The organism is Mesorhizobium sp. WSM4906 (assembly GCF_029674625.1).
GTDB lineage: Bacteria > Pseudomonadota > Alphaproteobacteria > Rhizobiales > Rhizobiaceae > Mesorhizobium.
In genome coordinates, this window is sequence record NZ_CP121355.1 from 596,206 (window position 1) to 618,159 (window position 21,954).

A 21,954-nucleotide genomic window follows, 5' to 3' on the forward strand; every position below is an offset into this window, starting at 1 on the left:
GACTGCTAGTTGATGGCAGTGGAAGTAGAGCGAGGCAGGCGGACGGGCGCGGCGAAGCGCCCCTCGCGGATCGTGCCCGCATTCGTGTCGAGGATCACGGTGCCGATGCGCCGGTTTCTCGGCCACCACATCTTCTCCAGCCTGACGCGGCGCATCCTGTTCCTCAACCTGGCCGGCCTCGCAGTGCTGGTCACCGGCATACTCTACCTCAACACCTTCCGCGACGGGCTGATCGACGCCCGCGTCGAAAGCCTGATGACGCAAGGCGAGATCATCGCCGGCGCCATCGCGGCCTCGGCGACGGTCGAGACCGACTCGATCAGCATCGATCCGGAAAAGCTGCTCGAGCTGCAGGCCGGCGAAAGCCTGGGGCCGGGTTCCGACCAGCTCGACAACCTCGACTTCCCGATCAATCCCGAGCGCGTGGCGCCGGTGCTGAGACGGCTGATCTCGCCGACCCGCACGCGCGCCCGCATCTATGACCGCGACGCCAACCTCCTGCTCGATTCGCGCCATCTCTATTCGCGCGGCCAGATCCTGCGTTACGACCTGCCGCCCGTCGACGACGAGCAGCCGGATCTTTTGGAGCGCGTCGAGAAATTCGTCTTCGACTTCTTCCGCAACAAGGACCTGCCCGTCTATCACGAACAGCCCGGCGGCAACGGCGCGGCCTTCCCCGAGGTGGTCAAGGCGCTGACCGGCGGCCCCTCGACCATCGTGCGGGTGAGCGAGCAGGGCGAGCAGATCGTCTCGGTGGCGGTACCCATCCAGCGCTTCCGCGCCGTGCTCGGCGTGTTGATGCTGTCCACCGAAGGCGGCGACATCGACAAGATCGTCGCGGCCGAACGCAAGGCGATCCTGCGCGTATTCGGCATCGCGGCCCTCGTCACCGCCATCCTGTCGATGCTGTTGGCCTCGACCATCGCCAATCCGCTGCGGCGGCTCTCCGCCGCCGCCGTCCGGGTGCGGCGCGGCGTCAAGAGCCGTGAGGAAATCCCGGACTTCTCCGACCGGCAGGACGAGATCGGCAACCTATCGATCGCCGTACGCGACATGACCAACGCGCTCTATGCGCGCATCGAGGCGATCGAAAGCTTCGCCGCCGACGTCTCGCACGAGCTCAAGAACCCGCTGACCTCGCTGCGCAGCGCCGTCGAAACGCTGCCGCTGGCCAAGAACGAGAATTCGCGCGGGCGGTTGATGGAGATCATCCAGCACGACGTGAAGCGGCTCGACCGGCTGATCACCGACATTTCCGATGCCTCGCGCCTCGACGCCGAACTGGCGCGCGAGGATGCCTCCACAGTCGATCTGAAGAAGTTCATCACCGATCTCATCGCGGTCTCGCGCGAGACGACGCGCAACAAGAAGGCGGTCGAGATCGAGCTCAAGGTCGCCAAGCTGCCGCAGGGCATCAAAGGCTATGTCGTGACCGGCCACGATCTCAGGATCGGCCAGGTCATAACCAACCTGATCGAGAACGCCCGTTCCTTCGTTCCCGAGGAACACGGCCACATCGCCATCTCGCTGGCGCGCGCCGGCAAGTTCAACATCGTCACTGTCGACGACAACGGCCCGGGCATCAGGGCCGAAAAGATCGACCGCATCTTCGAGCGCTTCTATACCGACCGGCCCGCCGGCGAGGCTTTTGGCCAGAATTCCGGCCTTGGGTTGTCGATCAGCCGCCAGATCGTCGAGGCGCATGGCGGCACGCTGACGGCGGAAAACATCCCCGGCACCAAGCCGGGCGAGATCAAGGGTGCGCGCTTCGTGGTGACGCTGCCGGCCGAAGGCTGATCTCCGGTCCCCAGTCTTCACGATACCAAGGGACGATACCAGGACACGATTATGCCCGACCCTGCGGCGAAGCCTGAAAACATCCACGGGACGGCGATCCTGATCGGCGAGCGCGGCGTCCTCATCACCGGGCCGTCCGGCGCCGGCAAGACGACGCTGGCGCTGACGCTCATCGACCATTGCCGAATCCGCGGCCTGTTTTCGCGGCTGATCGGCGACGACAGGCTGCTTGCCGCCCCGCATCACGGGCGGCTGGTCTGCCGGGCGCCGGCGACCATCGCAGGCCTCGCCGAAGTGCCAGGCTTCATTCCAAGTCCGCTGCCGTTCGAACCGGGCGGCGTGATCGACCTCCATATCCGGCTGGTGCCGAAAGGGGAAATGGCCCGTTTCCAGGAAGAGATCAGCGAGCCTGTCGCCGGCTGCGCGGTGCCGCGCATCGACCTTGCCGAACGCAATGCCGCCACGGCCGTGCCGGCCGTGATGGCGCGGCTCTCGATACAGCCTTTTTCATGATGCGGTCCGGATTTTTTGCTGCAATGCGTCAAAATGGCCCGGGCCGTCGCAATTTTGGGCTTGTCAACCGGCCGTGCGTCGACAAGATAGCGCTCCCGCCGCCTGGAATGGTTGGCGAACATAAAATACGCCTGTGAAGCGGCGATGACGGGAGCCACCAAAGAATGATCGGACTCGTGCTCGTGACGCACGGTCAACTCGCCACCGAGTTCCGGCATGCCGTAGAACATGTGGTGGGGCCACAGGACAATTTCGAAACCGTGGCGATTGGCGCCGACGACGACATGGAGAAGCGCCGGGCCGACATCGTCGACGCGGTGGCGCGCGTCGACAGCGGCGCCGGCGTCATCGTGCTCACCGACATGTTCGGCGGCACGCCCTCCAACCTCGCCATCTCGGTGATGGAATCGGGCCGCACCGAAGTGATCGCCGGCATGAACCTGCCGATGCTGATCAAGCTCTCTTCGGTCCGCAAGGGCGACAACATGGCCGCCGCGCTCGACGAGGCGCAGGCGGCAGGCCGCAAATACATCAACGTCGCCAGCCAGCTTCTGAGCAGCAAATGAACGCCCAGGCACCGCAGAGGGACGAGGTGGTGCGGGAGTTTCCGATCGTCAACCAGCGCGGCCTGCATGCCCGCGCCTCGGCCAAATTCGTCCAGGTCGCCAGCGGCTTCGATGCCACCATCCATGTCGAGAAGGACGGCGTTAAGGTCGGCGGCACGTCGATCATGGGCCTGATGATGCTGGCGGCAAGCCCTGGTTATTCGATCCGCGTCACCGCCACCGGTCCGGAAGCCGGTCCGGCCATGGATGCGCTGGAGCAGCTGGTCGCCTCGCGCTTCGGCGAGGAAATCTGAATTTTAGTTTCATGCATGTCGTTGCCCCAAACCGCTGCGCACTTTTGGGCGACATGCTGTTTTGTCTGTGCATGTCGTTGCCCCAAAACCGCTGCGCACTTTTGAGCGACATGCATTGATGAAAAGACATGCACGAATAAAGATTTCTTTATATCCCATTGTCGTTTGACGGCCGATCTGCTAGTCAGGCCGGCAATCCGCGCCCCTTCATGCGCCGTCCCGGCGCCGGCGCGCTTTTGAGACAATCACACCGGAGCACTGCCATGACGGGTAGCAAGGACTATGTGGTCGCCGATATCTCGCTTGCCGGCTGGGGCCGCAAGGAGATCGAGATCGCCGAAACCGAAATGCCGGGCCTGATGGCCTGCCGCGCGGAATTCGGCGACAAGAAGCCGCTCAAGGGCGCGCGCATCACCGGCTCGCTGCACATGACGATCCAGACGGCGGTGCTGATCGAGACGCTGAAGGCGCTGGGCGCCGATATCCGCTGGGCTTCCTGCAACATCTTCTCGACCCAGGATCATGCCGCCGCGGCCATCGCCGAGGCCGGCGTTCCCGTGTTCGCCATCAAGGGCGAGTCGCTGGAGGATTATTGGAACTACACCGACCGGATCTTCCAGTGGGCCGACGGCGGCACCTCCAACATGATCCTCGACGACGGCGGCGACGCCACCATGTACATCCTGCTCGGCGCCCGCGCCGAGGCCGGCGAGGACGTGCTGTCCAATCCCGGCAGCGAAGAGGAAGAGATCCTGTTCGCCCAGATCAAGAAGCGCATGAAGGCTTCGCCGGGCTTCTTCACCAAACAGAAGGAAGCTATCCGCGGCGTCACCGAGGAGACCACCACCGGCGTCAACCGGCTCTATCAGCTGCAGAAGAAGGGCCTGCTGCCCTTCCCGGCGATCAACGTCAACGACTCCGTCACCAAGTCGAAGTTCGACAACAAATACGGCTGCAAGGAATCGCTGGTCGACGGCATCCGCCGCGGCACCGACACCATGATGGCCGGCAAGGTCGCCGTGGTCTGCGGCTATGGCGACGTCGGCAAGGGCTCGTCGGCTTCGCTGCGCGGCGCTGGCGCCCGCGTCAAGGTGACCGAGGTCGACCCGATCTGCGCGCTGCAGGCGGCGATGGACGGCTATGAGGTCGTCACGCTGGAAGACGCGGCCCCCACCGCCGACATCGTCATCACCACCACCGGCAACAAGGACGTCGTCACGCTCGACCACATGCGGGCGATGAAGGACATGGTGATCGTCGGCAACATCGGCCACTTCGACAACGAGATCCAGGTGGCGTCGCTGCGCAACCTGAAATGGACCAACGTCAAGCCGCAGGTGGACATGATCACCTTCCCGGACGGCAAGCGGATGATCCTTCTGTCCGAAGGCCGGCTGCTCAACCTCGGCAACGCCACCGGTCATCCGAGCTTCGTCATGTCGGCCTCGTTCACCAACCAGGTGCTGGCGCAGATCGAGCTCTTCACCAAGCACGGCCAGTACCAGAACCAGGTCTATGTGCTGCCCAAGCACCTCGACGAGAAGGTGGCGCGGCTGCATCTCGACAAGCTCGGCGCGCGCCTGACGGAGCTGTCTTCCGAGCAGGCGGCCTATATCGGCGTGACGCCGCAGGGTCCGTACAAGCCGGAACACTACCGCTATTAACCAAAGCGAAAATATCTACAATATATTGAAGCCGGGTGTTGACATTCCGCCCGGCTTCACTTTTTGCGCCTATGATTCTTCACGCCGATTCCGGCAGGCGCTATTGTTGTGATTCGCGGTCCGGGGACATGAAGGGCCGGGGACGCATTCAGGGCGGTCCTGCATTCAAGCGGCGAAGAGGACCAAGACATGCCGGGGGATAACCCGCTACGCGCGGGAACGGCCGTTTCCGGCGGCCACGAGGATTCGATCGCGACCGGCTCCGCCGCGACGGGCGGCGGTTTCCCATGGCGTGCGGGCGCGCGCCTGGGCGCGTTTCTTGCCGCCGCCACGCTTGCCAGCCCATTGCTCGGCCTTGCGGCGCGTGCCGATACCGTCATGGCGCAAAAGGCAGCTCCGCCGCTCAGCACGGTCGAAGTGATGCAGCTGGCGATGTTCGCCGGTGTCATGGGGGCGGCACTTGTCTCGGCCATCTTCCTGATCCGCGAGCGGGCGCGGACGGCATCGCAAAATGTCCAGCTCAGGGCGCGCATCGCCGACGTGAATGCGGCCCTGCAGCGCTCGGAGGCCCTGCTCAATTTGCGCGACCAGCGCGTCGTCGTGTGGTCCTCCGAGAGCAAAAAGCCGGAGCTGATCGGCAGCCTGCCGCTGGAAAGCGGCGCGCCGGACGAGAGGTCCGCCTTCCTCGCCTTCGGCCGCTGGCTGATGCCGCGCTCGGCCGCGGCGCTCGAGAACGCCATAGCTGGGCTCCGCGACAAGGCGAAGGCCTTCGACCTCGTCATCGAAACGCAGGCGGGCATGCCGCTGGAAGTGCATGGCCGCAAGAGCGCCGCGCATGTGCTGGTCCGCTTCATCTCGCTGTCGGAAACGCTGCGCAGCCAGGCGCGGCTGACGATCGAAAACCAACGGCTCAGCGCCGACTACGACACCATGCTCGGCCTGCTCGACGCGCTCAAGATGCCGACATGGCTGCGCTCGGCCGACGGGCGGCTGACTTGGGTCAACCGTGCCTATGCCGAGGCGGTGGAAGCGGAAAGCCCGGGCGCCGCCGTGCGCGAAGCGAAGGAGTTCCTCGGCGGACAGGCGCGCGAGCAGATCGCCGAGCAGCACAAGTCGCGTCCTGTCTTCGAGCAGAATCTGTCGACGGTGATCGACGGCGATCGCCGGATGTTTTCGGTCACCGATTTCGCCAGCGCCGACGGCTCGGCGGGACTGGCCTGCGACATCAGCGCCATCGAGACGATCCGCGCCGAATACGAGCGGACGGTGCGCAGCCATGCCGACACGCTCGACCAGCTCAACACGGCTGTGGCGATCTTCGATACCGACGAGAAGCTGCGCTTCTTCAACCAGGCATTCCAGAAGCTGTGGGGTCTCGACAGCAGCTTCCTGCACAGCGCCCCGTCCAACGCGCTGCTGCTCGACCGGCTGCGCAGCGACGGCAAGCTCGCCGAGCAGCCGGAATGGCGGCGCTGGAAGGAGAATTTGCTCGGCGCCTATCGCGCCGTCGAATCGCAGGAGCATTGGTGGCACCTGCCGGACGGCAAGACGATCCGCGTGCTGGCCAATCCGCAGCCCAAGGGCGGCGTCACCTGGGTGTTCGAGAACCTGACCGAGAAGATCGATCTCGAAAGCCGCTACCAGACCGCCGTGCGCGTGCAGGGCGAGACGCTGGACAATCTGGCGGAAGGCGTGGCGGTGTTCGGACCGGACGGTCGGCTTCGCCTGTCCAACCCCGCCTTCGTCGCGCTGTGGGGATTGTCGCCGGACGCGATCAAGCCGAACGTGCACGTCTCGGCAATCCGCGACCTTTGCGACCAGCGCGCTTCCGACAGCCCGTGGGGCGGCTTCGTCGCCGCCATCACCGGCTTCGACGACGAGCGCCGCGACCGCCACGGCCAGACCGAACTCGTCAACGGCACGGTGTTGAGCTATGCCGTGATCCACCTGCCCAACGGACAAGTGATGATGACCTTCGTCGACGTCACCGACACCGTCAATGTCGAGCGGGCGCTGAAGGACAGAAACGAGGCGCTGGAGAAGTCCGACCAGTTGAAGAACGAGTTCGTGCAGCACGTCTCCTATGAACTGCGCTCGCCGCTGACCAACATCATCGGCTTCACCGAGCTTTTGTCGCTGCCCGCGACCGGGCCGCTGACGCCGAAGCAGCGCGAATATGTCGAGCATGTCGGCTCGTCGTCCTCGGTGCTGCTCACCATCGTCAACGACATACTGGACCTCGCCACGGTCGATGCCGGCATTATGCAGCTCGACATTTCCGAGATGAGCATCGACAGGACCATCGCGGCGGCCGCCGAGCTGGTCGCCGACCGGCTGGAGGAGCACCAGATCAAACTCGAGGTCGACGCGGCGGCGGCGCCGAAGAGCTTCCATGGCGACGAGATCCGCGTCCGCCAGATCCTCTACAATCTCCTGAGCAATGCCGCGAACTACGCGCCGGAGGCGAGCACGATCACGCTCACCTGCCGTCGGCTGACGGAAGGGGTCGAGTTCTCCGTCCACGACGACGGACCCGGCATGCCGCCGGACGTGCTGGAATCGGTCTTCCGCCGCTTCGAGCCGCGCGCCAATGGCGGCCGCCGGCGCGGCGCCGGGCTGGGGCTCTCGATCGTCAAGAGCTTCGTCGAGTTGCATGGCGGAACGGTGCGCATCGAGACCGGCATCGACAAGGGCACGACGGTCATCTGCACTTTCCCAGACACGCCCTTGGGCGGCATCCGCGAAGCGGCCGAGTAACGCGCTTTGGCAAAGACGATATTGGAACGTTTTCTCGCCGACGAGGCGGCGACGGCAAGGCTTGGCGAAGACCTTGCCATGGCGCTGCGGGCAGGCGACGCGATCGCGCTCAAAGGTGATCTCGGCGCCGGCAAGTCGACGCTGGCGCGAGCCCTGATCCGGGCGCTCGCCGACGATGCCAGCCTCGAAGTGCCGAGCCCGACCTTCACGCTGGTGCAAAGCTACGAGACGCGGATACCGGTCCATCATTTCGACCTCTACCGCCTCTCCTCGCCGGACGAGCTCGACGAACTCGGCCTCGACGACGCGCTTTCGCAAGGCGCGGCGCTGATCGAATGGCCGGAGCGGGCCGGAGACCAGCTGCCGGCGAAGGCGCTCGAGGTCGAGCTTGCCGAACAGGGCGCCAGCCGGTCGGCAAGGATCTCCGGGCAGGGACCCAGCTTCGAGCGCGTGGCGCGCTCGCTCGCCATGCGCGACTTTCTGACCTCGGCCGGATGGGGCGAGGGGAGCCGTCGTCATTTCGTCGGCGATGCGTCCGCCCGTTCCTACGAGATCGTCTCGCTTCCGGGCCAGACGCCGCGCGTGCTGATGAACTCGCCGCGCCTCGTGCTCGGTCCACCGGTGCGCGACGGCAAGCCCTATGCGGTGATCGCCCACACGGCACAATCGGTCACCGCCTTCGTCGCCATCGACCGCGCGCTGCTTGCCGCCGGCGTTAGCGTGCCGGCGATCCATGCCCAGGATCTCGACCAGGGTTTTCTGCTGCTCGAAGATCTCGGCTCGGAAGGTTTCTTGGGCAGCGACGGCCAGCCGATCGCCGAACGCTACGAAGCGGCGGCGCAACTGCTCGCCATGATGCACGGCAAGTCCTGGCCGAGCCGCATGGAGGCCGCGCCGGGCGTGTTCCACGACGTGCCACCCTTCGATCGCGAGGCCATGCTGATCGAGGCAGACCTTCTGGTCGACTGGTATGTGCCGATGGTCACCGGCAAACCGGCAAGCGATCAATTGCGAGCCGGCTACCACAAGGAATGGAATGCGGCGCTCGATCGCCTCGCAGGCAGCGAGTACACATTGATGCTGCGCGACTTTCATTCGCCCAACATAATCTGGCGTGAAGAGCGTTCGGGCCTCGATCGGCTCGGCATCGTCGATGTCCAGGACGCGCTGATCGGGCCAGCCGCCTATGACGTCGCCTCTTTAGCCATGGACGCGCGCGTCACGGTCTCACCGGCAATCGAGCGGCGGACGGTCACGGCCTATGTCGCGGCGCGGCGCGCGGCAGGTCCATTCGACGAGGCAGGCTTCGCCGAGGCCTATGCGATCATGACGGCGCAGCGCAATTCGAAGATACTCGGCATTTTCGTGCGGCTCGAAAAGCGCGACGGCAAGCCTTACTATCTAAAACACCTGCCGCGCATCCGTGACTATCTGAGGCGGGCGCTGGCGCATCCGGCGCTTGCCAGCCTGAAGGAGTTTTACGTGGTCCACGGCCTGCTGGAGGAACGCTCGCCATGAAGCCGAAGACGGCGATGGTGCTTGCCGCGGGCCTCGGCAAGCGCATGCGGCCGATCACCGACACGATGCCGAAGCCGCTGGTGAAAATCGCCGGCAAGACTCTGCTCGACTGGGGGCTGGACAGCCTGGAAGCTGCCGGCGTGACCAGGGCCATCGTCAATGTCCACTATCTGCCTGAGCAGATCATCGCCCATGTCGCCGGCCGCCGGGCGCCGAAGATCGTCATTTCCGACGAGCGCGAAGCCTTGCTGGAGTCGGCGGGCGGCATCGTCAAGGCGCTGCCGCTCTTGGGCAGCGAGCCCTTCTATATCATCAATGCCGACACCTTCTGGATCGACAGCGGCGAGCCCAGCCTCGATCGCCTTGCCCTTGCATGGGACGCCGCCAGAATGGATATTCTGCTGATGCTCACCGATCTCGACTCAGCGACAGGACACTGTGTCGGCACCGACTTCCTGGTGGCGCCGGATGGCGCGCTCCGGCGCTCGAAGGGCGATCCGGCCGGCCTGATCTATGCCGGCGCCGCAATCATTCATCCGCGCATCTTCAAGGACGCGCCGACGGGCTCGCACTCGCTCAACGTCTATTTCGACAAGGCGATCGCCGACGGCCGCCTGTTCGGGATGGCGATGCAAGGCCGCTGGATCACCGTCGGCACGCCGGATGCCATTCCAGCGGCCGAAGCGGCGGTTACCGGCGCCCTAGCGAAAGCGGTATGAGCGGCTCGCGCCGCGTCTTCTCCATCCCGCCCGGAGCGCCGTTCCTGCCGACGCTGGCAGAGGCGTTGCTCGATGGCCGCCTCATTCCCGGCTTCCGCTTCGACGGTGACCCGCTGGCGCTGGCCGACGCGACCATCTATGTGCCGACACGGCGCGCGGCGCGCGCATTGCGCGGCGTCTTCGTCGAGGTGCTTTCCGAATTGGAACGGGGGCGTCGTTCGGCCATCCTGCCGACGGTGCGCCCGCTCGGCGAGTTCGACGAGGACGAGGCGGCCTTCGACGCCGAGGCGGCACCGGCAATAGACCTTGCGCCGCCCATCGCCGCGCAGGAGCGACTGCTGTTGCTGGCACCTTTGGTGCGCGCCTGGAAGGAGAGCCTGCCGGCGCATGTCAGGGCCCGCTTCAACGAGGAATTCGTCGTCCCGACCTCTGCCGCCGACGCCATCTGGCTGGCGCGCGACCTCGCGCGGCTGATGGACGAGATCGAGACCGAGGGGACGGATTGGGCCAAGCTTGCGACGCTGGTCACCGGCAATCTCGCCGGCTGGTGGCAGGTGACGCTCGATTTCCTCGGCATCGTCACCGACAACTGGCCGGAGCTGCTGAAGGAGCGTAGCCGCTCCAATCCGGCCGCGCACCGCAGCGCGCTGATCCGGCTGGAAGCGGCGCGGCTGAAGCGCAATCCGCCGGCCGGACCGGTGATCGCCGCCGGCTCGACCGGCTCCATTCCCGCCACCGCCGAATTGCTTGCCGTGATCGCCGGCCTGCCCAATGGCGCCGTCGTGCTGCCCGGGCTCGACAGCGAGCTGGACGACGCGTCCTTCGCCGCGATAACGGCGACCGGCGCGCGGCCGGCCACGCTCGGCCATCCGCAATACGGCCTGGCCAAGCTCATCGGCAGCATCGAGGTTGAGCGTCGCGACATCGAAGGGATTGGCGCGGTGGCGAGGCCGCTCGCGCTGCGCGCGGCCCTTGTCGGCGAGGCGCTGCGGCCGGCCGAGACCACGGAGCGCTGGACCGAGACGCGGCCGCGGTTCTCGGCGTTTGATGTCGAACAAGCATTGGCCGGCGTGACGCTGGTGGAGGCGGCCAATGAGCGCGACGAGGCGGCGGCGATCGCCATTGCGCTGAAACGTGCGGTGGACGTGCCGGGCAAGCGCGCGGCGCTCGTCACAGGCGACCGCTCCCTGGCGCGGCGTGTCTCGGCCGAGCTGCTGCGCTTCGGCGTCATCGCCGACGATTCCGGCGGCACGCCGCTGGCCAACACGCCGGCAGCCAGCCTACTCAGGCTCGCGCTGAGCGCGGCGTTCCGGCCAGGCGATCCGGTGGGCCTGCTGTCGCTGCTCAAGCATCCGCTGCTTGGTCTCGGCCTCGAACGCCAGAGCGTGCGCAAGGCGGCCGAACTGATCGAGCTGGTTGCCCTGCGCGGCGGCACCGGCCGGCCGGATGTCGCTTCCCTCGGCGAGCTTTTCGAGACGCGGCTTTTGGAGCTTAGCGGCGCCAGGCGCCAACCATTCTGGTTCCCCCGTCTCACCGTGCGCGGCATCGAGCAGGCACGGGATGTGCTTAGCCGCCTTACCGATGCGCTCTCCTTGCTCGTGGCGATGCGCGGCGAGAAGGACGCGGACATCGCGACGCTGACGCGGGCAAGCGTCGTGGCGCTGGAAGGTCTTGGCCGCGCGGCCGACGGCAGCGTGACCGAGCTCTATGCCGGCGACGCCGGCGAGAAGCTCGCCGAGACGCTGCGCGGGCTGGTCGCCGTGTCATCGCCCTTCACTTTCGCGGCAAACGAGTGGCCCGACGTGATGGAGGCGCTGATCGCGCCGGAGACGGTCAAGCCGGGGCAAGGCACCGACCGCAACATCGCCATCTGGGGCGCGCTGGAGGCCCGCCTGCAGAGCGTCGACACGCTCGTCATCGGCGGGCTCAACGAAGGCGTGTGGCCGCGCAAGCCGGAGAGCGACCGCTTCATGTCGCGGCTGATGAAGACCGGCATCGACCTCGAGCCGCCGGAGCGGCGCATCGGCCTTGCCGCGCATGACTTCCAGATGGCGATGGGCACTGAAACGGTGGTGCTGACGCGCTCGGCACGGTCAGGCGACGCGCCGGCGGTGCCGTCGCGCTGGCTGCAGCGCATCCTCACCTTCATCGGCAAGGACCAGGCGACGGCACTTAGCCGGCGCGGCGATGCGCTGCTCGCCTGGGCGCGCGCGCTCGACGCCGGCGAAAGACAAGAGTTCGCGGCCCGTCCGCAGCCGAAGCCGCCGCTGCACCTCAGACCACAGCATTTCTCGGTCACCGAGATCGAGACGCTGCGCCGCGACCCTTATGCGGTCTATGCCCGGCGGATCCTCGGCCTGATGCCGCTCGACCCGGTGATCCGCGATCCGGGTGCCGCCGAACGCGGGACCCTATTCCACGCCATCCTGCATCTGTTCTCGCGGCGGGTCGAAGATCCAAGGGCGCCGGGCGCGCTGGCAGGCCTCATCGAGGCCGGGCGAGTTTGTTTTGCTGACGCAGCGCTGCCGCCCGATATCGAGGCGGTGTGGTGGCCGCGCTTCGAAAAGCTCGCCGAAAACATCGTCGAATGGGAGCATACCCGCGCCGACGCCGTCGCCAGGCGCCATGCCGAGGAACGCGCCGAGAAGACCATCGTCGGCCGCACCGGCGTCACGCTCTCCGGCTATGCCGACAGGGTCGACCTGCTCGCCGGCGGCATGGCCGACATCCTCGACTACAAGACGGGCTCCTCGCCCTCGAAGGCACAGGCGCACACACTTCTGTCGCCGCAGCTTGCGCTCGAAGGCGCGCTTCTGCGGCGCGGCGCCTTCAGGGAACTCGGCATTTGCGAGCCCTCCCAGCTCGCGTTCGTACGGCTGAAGCCGAATGGCGAGGTGTTCGAGGAATCGATCCTCGAATACAACCGCAAGCCGAAAACCGCCAACGAGCTCGCCGAGGAGGCCTGGGCGCGGCTGGAGCGGCTGCTCTTCCATTACGCGGATCCTGCGACCGGCTATCTGTCGCGCGCGCTCCCGTTCCGCGAGGGCGAGGCCGATGGCGACTACGACCATCTCGCCCGCGTGCTCGAATGGTCGGCCGGCGGCGCAAGCGAGGACGAGGCGGAAGGATGAGATATCCGATCCCCTCCGATACCGCCGCCAGCCAGGCGCGCGCCTCCGACCCGCAAAATTCGGCCTGGGTGTCGGCCAATGCCGGATCGGGCAAGACGCATGTGCTGGCGCAACGTGTCATCCGGCTTCTGCTCAACGGCACCGATCCGTCGAAGATCCTGTGCCTGACCTATACGCGCGCCGCCGCCGCCAACATGTCGAACCGCGTGTTCTCGACCCTGTCGGAATGGACGGCGCTGCCCGATGCCGAACTCGCGGTGAGGATCGCCGCGCTCGACGGGCGCGGCGCCGACCGCGACACCATGCGCCGCGCGCGCCGATTGTTCGCCGAGGCGCTTGAGACGCCGGGCGGGTTGAAGATCCAGACCATCCACGCCTTCTGCGAATCGGTGCTGCATCAGTTTCCGCTCGAGGCCAACATCCCCGCGCATTTCGAGATGCTCGATCCGCAGATGGAGGCCTCGCTGTTTGCGGATGCGCGCCGCGACATGATCTCAGGGGCGGGCGCCGGCGTCGAAGGCCTGGCGGAAGCCTTTGCCATGGTGCTGGAGCGCGGCGGCGAATTCGGGCTCGACACGCTGCTCGCCGAGATCGTCGGCAAGCGCGACGAGTTGCGCGGCTTCATCGCCAAGATCTCCAAGGACCGGGATTTCCGGCCGCTCTTTGTCGAATTCGGCTTCAGGCCGGGGCAGACTGGCGAGGACATCGCTGCTTCGGCATGGCCGCTGCCGGGCTTCGCGCCAGGCCAATTCGCCGAGTTCGCGCGCGCCGCGGAAGCCGCCGACGCGCGGCAGGTGCTGAACAACGTGCTGCCTTACGCGCAGAGCGCCTTTGCCGAGGCCGATCCGATCCGGCGGCTGCGGCTTCTCGCCAAGGCGTTCCTGCGCTCCGACGGCGACCCTTACGATCCGCCGAAGATCTTCAAGAAAGCGCTGGTCGACAGGCTGCCCGACCTGCCCGAGCGCTACCTCGCGGCGGCCAAGGCGATCCTCGACGTGTCGGACCGGCTGGCGCTCTTCCGCATGCTCGAAGGGACAGCGGCGGCGCTCACCGTCGCCGGCTGGCTGATCGCGCGCTATGAGCAGTTGAAGCGCAGCCGCGGCTTCCTCGACTTCAACGATCTGATCACCCGCACGGTCAGTCTTTTGTCTCGGCCCGATGCCGGCCCCTGGGTGCAGTACAAGCTCGACCAAGGCATCGATCACATCCTGCTCGACGAGGCGCAGGACACGAGCCCCGACCAGTGGGAAGTGGTGAAGAAACTGACGGAGGAGTTCTTTGCCGGGCTCGGCCAGCGCGAGGCGGTGCGGCGCACGGTGTTTGCCGTCGGCGACGAGAAGCAGTCGATCTACTCCTTCCAAGGTGCTGCGCCCGATTCCTTTGCCGAGAGCCGGCTTTTGTTTGCCGGGCGCGTGCGCGACGCCGAAGCCTCCTTCGCCGACTTGAAACTCACCTGGTCGTTCCGCTCCAGCGACGATGTGCTTGCCGCCGTCGACCGCGTCTTCGCCGAGCCGGGCGTACGGCGCGGCATCAGCCACGATCCTGATCCGCTCAGCCACAAGGCGATCCGCACCGACGCGCCGGGCTATGTCGAGCTGTGGCCCTCGATCGGCGCCGAGATGGTCGAGGAGCCGGACGACTGGACCTTGCCGGTCAACCACGCCAGCGCGCCGGCCGTGCGCGTGGCCGAGCATGTGGCCACGACCATCCAGACCTGGCTGCGCAACGGCGAAATCATCGAGGGCAAGGGCCGGAAGCTGACGGCCGGCGACATCCTCGTCCTGGTGCGCAAGCGCGACCGCTTCGTGCATGCGCTGTCGCGAAGCCTCAAGAACCGGCAGATCCCGGTCGCCGGCGCAGATCGGCTCAGCCTGCCCGGCCATATCGCCGTGCAGGATCTGATCGCGCTCGGCCATTTCTTGATCCAGCCGGAAGACGATCTGTCTTTGGCCGCCGTGCTGCGCAGCCCGATCTTCGAGATTTCCGAGGAGGCTTTGCTGGCGCTCGCCGGCGAGCGGCCAAAGGGGCAGTCGCTGATCGCCTCGTTGAGGCAGCATGCGGCGGGCGACGAGGCCTTGGCCGCTGTCGTCAGCCGGCTCGATGCCTGGGCGAACGAGGTGGCCTTCAAGCCGGTCTTCGAATTCTACGCCGCCACGCTGGCGCGCGACGGCCTGCGGCGCAAGATGACGGCGCGGCTCGGGCCGGAAGCCGGCGACATCCTCGACGAATTCCTGAGCTTCTGCCTGGCCGAGGAGCGCACCGGCCTGCCGGGGCTGGAATCCTTCCTCTCGACGCTCGAAAACAGTGGTCCCGAGATCAAGCGCGAGATGGACCAGACGCGCGACGAGGTGCGCGTCATGACCGTGCATGCCGCGAAAGGCCTGGAAGCGCCGGTGCTTTTCCTGGTCGATGGCGGCTCGGCGCCGTTCAGCGATCAACATCTGCCGCGATTGATGGCCTTCGAAAGCTCGGGCGCCGAGTGGAAGGGCAAGGGCTATCTCTGGCGCTCGGCCAGCGACGTCGCCAATGGCGTTTCGCGGGCGGCCTCGGCGCGGGCGCGCGAGCTGGCCGATGACGAATACCGGCGGCTGCTCTATGTCGGCATGACGCGCGCCGAGGACCGGCTGATCGTCTGCGGCTATCACGGCAAGCGGGCGCCGAGCACCGGGACCTGGCATTCGATCGTCAGCCGGGCGCTGCTCGGAGCCCCTGAAAGCGTGGAGCGCCGACACCCGGCGGCGGCCGAGGTGGCGGTGCATCGCTTCCACATGACCAAGCTGCCGCCGGTGACTCTCACCGGAACGGATGAGGCAGCACCTTTCGAGCACGCCGCGCCTTTGCCGGACGGCCTGTTCCGCCCGTTGCCGCCTTATGAGGAATTGCCGCGGCCATTGTCGCCTTCCGGTGCTTCGGCGCTGATCGACGAGACGACCGAAGCTCTGCCCGACACGCGCTCGCCGGTGCTCGACGCCGAATCCGAGCCGGGTTTTGCGGTGGTGCGCGGACTGGTCCTGCACAAATTGCTGCAGATGCTGCCCGGCATCGCCGAGGATGAAAGGCGAGACGCGGCAGAGCGCTATCTGGCGCGCGCCGGCGCCAAATGGCCTGCGGGCGAGCGGGACAAGGCGCTGGACGCGGTGCTCTCGATCTTGTCCGACGGCCGCTTCGGGGCGCTGTTCTCGCCATCCTCGCGCGCCGAAGTCGCCGTCATGGGCAGCCTGGAGGTGAAGGGCAGATTGCGCTCCATCTCCGGCAAGATCGACAGGCTGGCCGTTACCCAAGAAGAGGTATCGATCGTCGACTACAAGACCAACCGGCCGGCGCCGGCCAGCCTGGCCGAAGTGCCACCGGCCTATCTGCTGCAGCTTGCGCTCTACCGCGCGCTGCTTAAGCCGCTCTATCCGGGCCGCGAGGTGACGGCCGCACTGCTCTTCACCGAAGCGCCGCGCCTGATCGAGCTGCCTGCAACGGCCATGGACGATGCCCTTGCCCGACTCACGGGAGCGTGACACAAGAACTGCTTGAACATCACCGCCATAACCACCACATTTGGTGCAACCCGAGTTTTCGAAAGGATTTCAGCATGGCCACCGTCAAGGTCGACAAGGGCAATTTCCAGGCCGATGTGCTCAACGCCAAGGAACCGGTTGTAGTGGATTTCTGGGCGGAATGGTGCGGTCCCTGCAAGATGATCGCGCCGGCGTTGGAAGACATCGCCAAGGAACTCGGCTCGAAGATCAAGGTCGCCAAGCTCAACATCGACGAGAATCCCGAATTGGCCGCGCAGTACGGCGTGCGCTCGATCCCGACGCTGATGATCTTCAAGGGCGGCGAAGTGGCCGACATGAAGGTGGGTGCCGCGCCGAAGACCGCGCTGTCGCACTGGATCAACGGCAGCCTCGCCTGAGCCAATCCGAATATTTGAAGGAACGAGCCCGGCCACCGCGCCGGGCTTTTCTTTGGCGCCATCGCTGGCGGCGCTCTGGCCCTCGCACCCGGGCACGTCATGCCCTCTGCTTCGGAAAAAGGAGAGCGCCATGACCGGAACAGCCAAGGCCACAGTTCACGTCGACAACGAGCGGGTGATCGTCACCGAATACCGCTTCGCGCCCGGCGCCAACACCGGCTGGCACCGCCACGGCCACGACTATGTCGTGGTGCCGCTGATGGACGGCAAGGTGAAGCTGGTGACCAAGGACGGCGTCACCTTCGCCGAGATGAAGCAAGGCGCGCCCTATTTTCGCAGGGAAGGCGTCGAGCACGACGTCATCAATGCCAATGACGGGGAATACGCCTTCATCGAGATCGAGCTGAGGTAGGCGTGCTGTGATCTCGGCAGCCAGCTTGCGACGACCCACCACGGCGTCGAACGCCACGACATGGGTCTAGGTTCACTCGCCGCCTTTGCCGGTTTCGCGGCGATTGCAGCCTATGTCCAGACACTGACAGGTTTTGCCTTCGGTCTGATCATGATGGGCGCGATCGCCCTCGTCGGCTTGCTGCCGCTACCGGACGCCGCTGCGATGGTCGGCATGCTTACACTGGTCAACGCGGCGCAAATGCTGATCCAGGGCGGCTGGCGCGAAGTCGCACGCCGCGAGTTGCGAATGATCCTGGTCGCAAGCCTGCCTTCGCTGTTCGTAGGTTACGTCCTATTGGAATGGCTGGCGGACACACGAGCCGACTTGCTGAAAATCGGACTTGGCCTGGTCATCATGCTGTCCAGCCTGCAGCTGGCGGTCAGGCCCGCCGGTTTGGCAAAACCATCGTCAAACGCGAGTTTCGTCGGCTTTGGCGTCATCTCGGGTCTGATGAGCGGCCTGTTTGCGACCAGTGGTCCGCCGCTCGTATATCTTCTCTTTCGCCAGCCGCTGCCCCATGTGCGCATTCGCGAAACACTGGTTACCGCGTTCGGCGCCGCGCAAGCGGTCCGGCTTGGCACGGTCGTGGCGAGTGGCAACCTGCCTGCCATGTCGCCCATGGCGCTCGTCCTTGCCGTACCGGCGGTGATGCTGGCGACCTATGCGGCGCGCCGCTGGCCGCCGTCGTTGTCGCAGCGGACGATGCGCAGGAGCGTCTTTGTCCTGCTTTTCCTGTCCGGCCTGTCGTTGGCACTGCCGGCCATCATGCACCTTGCCGTTTAGCTGGAGATGCGGGCTCGTGGAATTTCCAACCGGACCACTACCTAGTCACCAGTCGGCGACGCGGTCGCCGCCGGCAAATTGCGCGCTTTTGCCGGTATATTCGAACAGCTCGATCCTCACGCCGTTGGGATCTGTGATCCAGGCCTGAAAAGTGTCGTCGCAGGCGAGCTTCTTCGGCGTCACCTCGACGCCTTTCGACCGGATGTGGGCGATAGCGGCATCGATGTCTTCCACCTCGAGGCAGAAGTGGTTGATCTGATTGCGCTCGCTGTAGCTGGTCTCGCTCTTCTCGAACACCTCGACATGGCTGCGGCCGCCGCAATCGAGGTAGAAACCGAAGACCTTGCCGTCGCGGAGGAAATTGAACCGCGTGTCCATGCCGAGCACGTCGTGGTAGAAGCCGCGCGTCGCCTCGAGGTCATGCGCGAAGATGCAGACATGGGCGAGCTGCTTCACCTTGATCATGACAGGCTCCTTGCGGCTCAGCGAACCTTCGCTCAGGTCGGCGGCGTGCCGTTCTCGTCCAATACAGCGCCGGCGAAATAGAGCGAGCCGCCGATGAGTATGCGCGGCGCCGGACCGTCCCAGCTGTCGCGCAACAGCATCAGCGCATTGGCGACGGAGCTCACCGGCTCGGCCGACAGGCCGGCTTCGGTGGCACGCAACGCCAGCTCGTCATTCGGCACGCCGGCGTCGCTCTTGCTGACCGGCACCGTGTAGACATGCCGGGCCAGCCCCTTGAAGGCGCTGAAATAACCGGTCTGATCCTTGGTGTTGATCATGCCGGAGATGAGGATCAGCGGCCGTGGGTTCTTTTCCTCCTGCTCGGCGAGCGCTTCGGCGATGACGACCCCGGCACCCGGATTGTGGCCGCCGTCGAGCCAGATCTCGGCGCCCTTGGGCGCCAGATCGACCAGCTTGCCTTGCGACAATTTCTGCATCCGGGCGGGCCATGCGACTTGTGCCATCGCCTTTTCAGCAGCGCGGTGACCGATCTCGAAGCCGGCGGCCTTGACCGCGGCGATCGCCGCGGCGGCATTGGCGAACTGGTGCCGTCCCGGCAGGCGCGGCAGCGGCAGGTCCATCAGGCCGTCCTCGTCCTGATAGACCATGCGGCCGTTCTCCTCGAAGGCGAGGAAATCCTGGCCGTAGACGACGGTCGGGCAATCGAGCCGCTCGGCGGTCTCGATCATCACTTCGAGCGCGGTCTCGCTTTCCTGCGCGCCGATCACCACCGGGCAGCCGCGTTTCATGATGCCGGCCTTCTCGGCGGCGATCACCTCGACCCGGTCGCCGAGATAGGCTTCGTGGTCCAGTGACACCGGCATGATCACGGACACCGCCGGCCGCGCGATGACGTTGGTGGCGTCGAAGCGGCCGCCGAGGCCGACCTCGATGATCGCGGCTTCGGCCGGATGCTCGGCAAACAAAATGAAGGTGACGGCGGTCAGGATCTCGAAGACGGTGATCTTCTGGCCCTGGTTGGCCTCGGCGACGCGCGCGATGGCTTCGGCGAAGATCTTGTCATCGACAAGCTTGCCGCCGCCCTCGGCGGCCAGCCGGTAGCGCTCGTGCCAGTTCACCAGATGCGGCGAGGTGTGCACGTGGACGAGGTGCCCCGCCGCTTCGAGCAGCGCCCGCGCAAAGGCGGCACAGGAGCCCTTGCCGTTGGTGCCAGCGACATGGATGACCGGCGGCAGCCGCTCCTGCGGGTTGCCGAGGCGGTCGAGCAGGCGGGTGATGCGGTCCAGCGAAAGGTCGAAGCCTTTCGGATGGAGCGTCATCAGATGTTCGATTGCGCGGTCGGCGGCGAGCGTTGTCATCGTGGAATCCCAGAGCGGTTCATCATTTCATGGAAATGCAGAACCGCTCTATCTTTTGTTGGCGCAATTCCGGACGGAAAACCCGTTCACGCTTTTCCTGGAATTGCTTTAGCGCACGACCCCGAAACCGGGAATCGGTTTCGGAAAGGGTCATGCGCAAATCAAATAGCTACTGCGCGGCACGGCTAGCGCGCAATCGCGGTTCGCGGCGGACGATGTCGCGTCAGACCTGCGGCCGCGCTTCCAGTTGTGTCAGGGCCGGCGGCAGGATCTCCGGCTCGACCGGCTCCTCAGCCGCTGGAACCTTGAGCAGCATCTTCAAGAGCCTGGCGATGGTCTGGCGCATCTCCAGCCGCGAGACCACCATGTCGACCATTCCGTGCTCCATCAGATATTCGGCGCGCTGGAAGCCGTCGGGCAGCTTCTCGCGGATGGTCTGCTCGATGACACGCGGGCCGGCGAAGCCGATCAACGCGCCGGGTTCGGCAATGTGGACATCGCCGAGCATGGCGTAGGACGCGGTGACGCCGCCCGTCGTCGGATTGGTGAGCACGACGACGTAGGGCAGGCCGGCTTCCTTCAGGCGGTCGACGCCGACCGTGGTGCGCGGCAATTGCATCAGCGAGAGGATGCCTTCCTGCATGCGGGCGCCGCCCGAGGCGGCGAACAGGATTAGCGGCCGCCTGCGCTGCAGGGCGACTTCGAAGGCGTAGACGATGGCTTCGCCGGCGGCCATGCCGAGCGAGCCGCCCATGAAAGCGAAATCCTGCACGGTGACGATGACCGGAAGCCCGTCGATGGTGCCGGCGGCATTGAGGATAGCGTCTTCCAGGCTGGTCTTGGCCTTCGCCTCCTTCAGGCGATCGGTGTAGCGCTTCTCGTCGCGGAACTTCAGCGGGTCCTGGACGACCTTGGGGTTTTCCAGCGTCTCGTATTTGCCGTCGTCGAAGAAATATTTCAGCCGTTCCTTGGCCGAAATCTTCATGTGGTGGCCGGAAGCCGGGATGACGAACTGGTTGGATTCGAGGTCCTTGTGGAAGATCATCTCGCCGGTCTCGGGATCCTTGATCCAGAGGTTTTCCGGCATATCGGTGCGCCGGCCGAGCATCGAATTGATCTTCGGACGGACGTAGTTGGTGATCCAGTTCATGGCTTCGGCTCCTGTCCTGGAAGATAGACTTAGGAAGACTATTCGGCGGCAGCAAGGCGGGCCGAACGCACGCCCTGGGCAAGGCCGCTGACCAAAGTCGCGACGGCCTCGGCCGGATCGGCGGTCTTCTCGCCCTTGGGTCCGAGCACATTGGCGACCGCGTTGACGATCGCGGTGCCGACAACGACGCCGTCGGCCGAGGCGCCGATCACCCGGGCCTGCTCGGCGGTCTTGACGCCGAAGCCGACGCAGACCGGCAGCGCGGTATGACCCTTGATGCGCTTGACCGCCGCCGCGACCTTGGCGGTGTCGGCAAGGGCCGAGCCGGTGATGCCGGTCATCGATACGTAATAGACGAAGCCGGAGGTGTTTTCCAAAACCTTGGGCAGGCGCTTGTCGTCGGTGGTCGGCGTCGCCAGCCGGATGAAGTTGACGCCGGCCTTCAGCGCCGGGATGCAGAGCTCCTCGTCCATTTCCGGCGGCAGGTCGACGACGATCAGTCCGTCGATGCCGCTGGCCTTGGCATCGGCGAGGAAGCGATCGACGCCGTAGATGTAGATCGGGTTGTAGTAGCCCATCAGCACGATCGGCGTCTCGTTGTCACCGGCGCGGAATTCGGCCGCCATCTTCAGCGTCTTGACCAGCGTCTGGCCGCCTTTCAGCGCCCTGAGGCCCGCCGCCTGGATGGCCGGACCGTCGGCCATCGGATCGGAGAAGGGCATGCCGAGCTCGATGACGTCGGCGCCGGCGCCCGGCAGCGCCTTCATGATGGCCAAGGAGGTGCCGTAGTCTGGGTCGCCGCCCATGATGTAGGTGACCAAAGCCGGACGGCCCTCGGACTTGAGCTTCGCCATGCGGCGGTCGATGCGGGTCGTCATC

Annotated in this window: 17 protein-coding genes; 13 read left to right on the forward strand and 4 right to left on the reverse strand. The window is 65.8% G+C overall.

Features of this window, described 5'->3' with window-relative positions; genetic code table 11:
* Positions 1–12: 12 nt before the first annotated feature.
* The 13 genes from QAZ22_RS02750 to QAZ22_RS02810 all read left to right on the forward strand — a co-directional run bounded on the left by QAZ22_RS02750 (position 13) and on the right by QAZ22_RS02810 (position 18,102).
* Positions 13–1,797 (forward strand): sensor histidine kinase, encoded by a 1,785-nt coding sequence (locus tag QAZ22_RS02750; RefSeq protein WP_278205461.1) that lies wholly within the window; start codon positions 13–15, stop codon positions 1,795–1,797.
* A 51-nt stretch (positions 1,798–1,848) separates the two neighbouring features.
* Complete coding sequence (locus QAZ22_RS02755; RefSeq protein WP_278205462.1) at positions 1,849–2,310, forward strand: HPr kinase/phosphorylase; 462 nt, start codon at positions 1,849–1,851, stop codon at positions 2,308–2,310.
* Positions 2,311–2,474: 164 nt separating this feature from the next.
* Complete coding sequence (locus QAZ22_RS02760) at positions 2,475–2,876, forward strand: PTS sugar transporter subunit IIA (RefSeq protein WP_126086530.1); 402 nt, start codon at positions 2,475–2,477, stop codon at positions 2,874–2,876.
* Positions 2,873–3,169: an HPr family phosphocarrier protein gene (locus QAZ22_RS02765; RefSeq protein ID WP_278077535.1), complete on the forward strand. Its 297-nt coding sequence runs from the start codon at positions 2,873–2,875 to the stop codon at positions 3,167–3,169. Before QAZ22_RS02760 ends, QAZ22_RS02765 begins: the two co-directional genes overlap by 4 nt.
* A gap of 263 nt (positions 3,170–3,432) precedes the next feature.
* Positions 3,433–4,833: an adenosylhomocysteinase gene (gene ahcY, locus QAZ22_RS02770; protein WP_278205463.1), complete on the forward strand. Its 1,401-nt coding sequence runs from the start codon at positions 3,433–3,435 to the stop codon at positions 4,831–4,833.
* Between the two features lie 189 nt (positions 4,834–5,022).
* Entirely contained in the window at positions 5,023–7,590 is a 2,568-nt protein-coding gene (locus tag QAZ22_RS02775) for a PAS domain-containing sensor histidine kinase (protein ID WP_278205464.1), read from the forward strand.
* Positions 7,591–7,596: 6 nt separating this feature from the next.
* The gene (gene tsaE / locus QAZ22_RS02780; RefSeq protein WP_278205465.1) at positions 7,597–9,108 is read left to right on the forward strand and encodes a tRNA (adenosine(37)-N6)-threonylcarbamoyltransferase complex ATPase subunit type 1 TsaE; all 1,512 of its coding nucleotides are present in this window, start codon (positions 7,597–7,599) and stop codon (positions 9,106–9,108) included.
* A complete protein-coding gene (locus tag QAZ22_RS02785) occupies positions 9,105–9,827 on the forward strand; it encodes a nucleotidyltransferase family protein (protein ID WP_278205466.1) in 723 nt (240 codons plus the stop codon). The genes tsaE and QAZ22_RS02785 overlap by 4 nt, the downstream gene beginning before the upstream one ends.
* The gene (gene addB / locus QAZ22_RS02790; RefSeq protein ID WP_278205467.1) at positions 9,824–12,958 is read left to right on the forward strand and encodes a double-strand break repair protein AddB; all 3,135 of its coding nucleotides are present in this window, start codon (positions 9,824–9,826) and stop codon (positions 12,956–12,958) included. The genes QAZ22_RS02785 and addB overlap by 4 nt, the downstream gene beginning before the upstream one ends.
* Positions 12,955–16,467: a double-strand break repair helicase AddA gene (addA, locus tag QAZ22_RS02795; protein ID WP_278205468.1), complete on the forward strand. Its 3,513-nt coding sequence runs from the start codon at positions 12,955–12,957 to the stop codon at positions 16,465–16,467. Before addB ends, addA begins: the two co-directional genes overlap by 4 nt.
* 74 nt (positions 16,468–16,541) lie before the next feature.
* Positions 16,542–16,865 carry a thioredoxin gene (trxA, locus tag QAZ22_RS02800; protein ID WP_040972836.1) on the forward strand — a complete coding sequence of 108 codons (324 nt, stop codon included), beginning with the start codon at positions 16,542–16,544 and terminating at the stop codon, positions 16,863–16,865.
* A 130-nt stretch (positions 16,866–16,995) separates the two neighbouring features.
* Positions 16,996–17,277, forward strand: a complete 282-nt coding sequence (locus tag QAZ22_RS02805; protein WP_278205469.1) for a cupin domain-containing protein — start codon at positions 16,996–16,998, stop codon at positions 17,275–17,277.
* Positions 17,278–17,337: 60 nt separating this feature from the next.
* Complete coding sequence (locus tag QAZ22_RS02810) at positions 17,338–18,102, forward strand: sulfite exporter TauE/SafE family protein (RefSeq protein ID WP_278205470.1); 765 nt, start codon at positions 17,338–17,340, stop codon at positions 18,100–18,102.
* Between the two features lie 45 nt (positions 18,103–18,147).
* Here QAZ22_RS02810 and QAZ22_RS02815 read toward each other — a convergent pair whose 3' ends face one another.
* The 4 genes from QAZ22_RS02815 to trpA all read right to left on the reverse strand — a co-directional run bounded on the left by QAZ22_RS02815 (position 18,148) and on the right by trpA (position 21,953).
* Positions 18,148–18,567, reverse strand: a complete 420-nt coding sequence (locus tag QAZ22_RS02815; protein WP_278205471.1) for a VOC family protein — start codon at positions 18,565–18,567, stop codon at positions 18,148–18,150.
* A gap of 32 nt (positions 18,568–18,599) precedes the next feature.
* Positions 18,600–19,925: a folylpolyglutamate synthase/dihydrofolate synthase family protein gene (locus QAZ22_RS02820; protein WP_278205472.1), complete on the reverse strand. Its 1,326-nt coding sequence runs from the start codon at positions 19,923–19,925 to the stop codon at positions 18,600–18,602.
* 223 nt (positions 19,926–20,148) lie between these two features.
* Entirely contained in the window at positions 20,149–21,075 is a 927-nt protein-coding gene (gene accD, locus QAZ22_RS02825; protein WP_278205473.1) for an acetyl-CoA carboxylase, carboxyltransferase subunit beta, read from the reverse strand.
* A 38-nt stretch (positions 21,076–21,113) separates the two neighbouring features.
* Positions 21,114–21,953: a tryptophan synthase subunit alpha gene (gene trpA / locus QAZ22_RS02830; RefSeq protein ID WP_278077548.1), complete on the reverse strand. Its 840-nt coding sequence runs from the start codon at positions 21,951–21,953 to the stop codon at positions 21,114–21,116.
* Between the last annotated feature and the right edge of the window lies 1 nt (position 21,954).

Coding starts and splice junctions, on each gene's coding strand:
- QAZ22_RS02820 (WP_278205472.1), bottom strand. CDS start 19,925: ATGACAACGCTCGCCGCCGACCGCGCAATCGAACATCTGATGACGCTC.
- QAZ22_RS02750 (WP_278205461.1), top strand. CDS start 13: ATGGCAGTGGAAGTAGAGCGAGGCAGGCGGACGGGCGCGGCGAAGCGC.
- addB (WP_278205467.1), top strand. CDS start 9,824: ATGAGCGGCTCGCGCCGCGTCTTCTCCATCCCGCCCGGAGCGCCGTTC.
- ahcY (WP_278205463.1), top strand. CDS start 3,433: ATGACGGGTAGCAAGGACTATGTGGTCGCCGATATCTCGCTTGCCGGC.
- QAZ22_RS02785 (WP_278205466.1), top strand. CDS start 9,105: ATGAAGCCGAAGACGGCGATGGTGCTTGCCGCGGGCCTCGGCAAGCGC.
- trxA (WP_040972836.1), top strand. CDS start 16,542: ATGGCCACCGTCAAGGTCGACAAGGGCAATTTCCAGGCCGATGTGCTC.
- QAZ22_RS02815 (WP_278205471.1), bottom strand. CDS start 18,567: ATGATCAAGGTGAAGCAGCTCGCCCATGTCTGCATCTTCGCGCATGAC.
- QAZ22_RS02810 (WP_278205470.1), top strand. CDS start 17,338: ATGGGTCTAGGTTCACTCGCCGCCTTTGCCGGTTTCGCGGCGATTGCA.
- QAZ22_RS02775 (WP_278205464.1), top strand. CDS start 5,023: ATGCCGGGGGATAACCCGCTACGCGCGGGAACGGCCGTTTCCGGCGGC.
- QAZ22_RS02755 (WP_278205462.1), top strand. CDS start 1,849: ATGCCCGACCCTGCGGCGAAGCCTGAAAACATCCACGGGACGGCGATC.
- QAZ22_RS02765 (WP_278077535.1), top strand. CDS start 2,873: ATGAACGCCCAGGCACCGCAGAGGGACGAGGTGGTGCGGGAGTTTCCG.
- accD (WP_278205473.1), bottom strand. CDS start 21,075: ATGAACTGGATCACCAACTACGTCCGTCCGAAGATCAATTCGATGCTC.
- trpA (WP_278077548.1), bottom strand. CDS start 21,953: ATGACGACCCGCATCGACCGCCGCATGGCGAAGCTCAAGTCCGAGGGC.
- addA (WP_278205468.1), top strand. CDS start 12,955: ATGAGATATCCGATCCCCTCCGATACCGCCGCCAGCCAGGCGCGCGCC.
- QAZ22_RS02805 (WP_278205469.1), top strand. CDS start 16,996: ATGACCGGAACAGCCAAGGCCACAGTTCACGTCGACAACGAGCGGGTG.
- QAZ22_RS02760 (WP_126086530.1), top strand. CDS start 2,475: ATGATCGGACTCGTGCTCGTGACGCACGGTCAACTCGCCACCGAGTTC.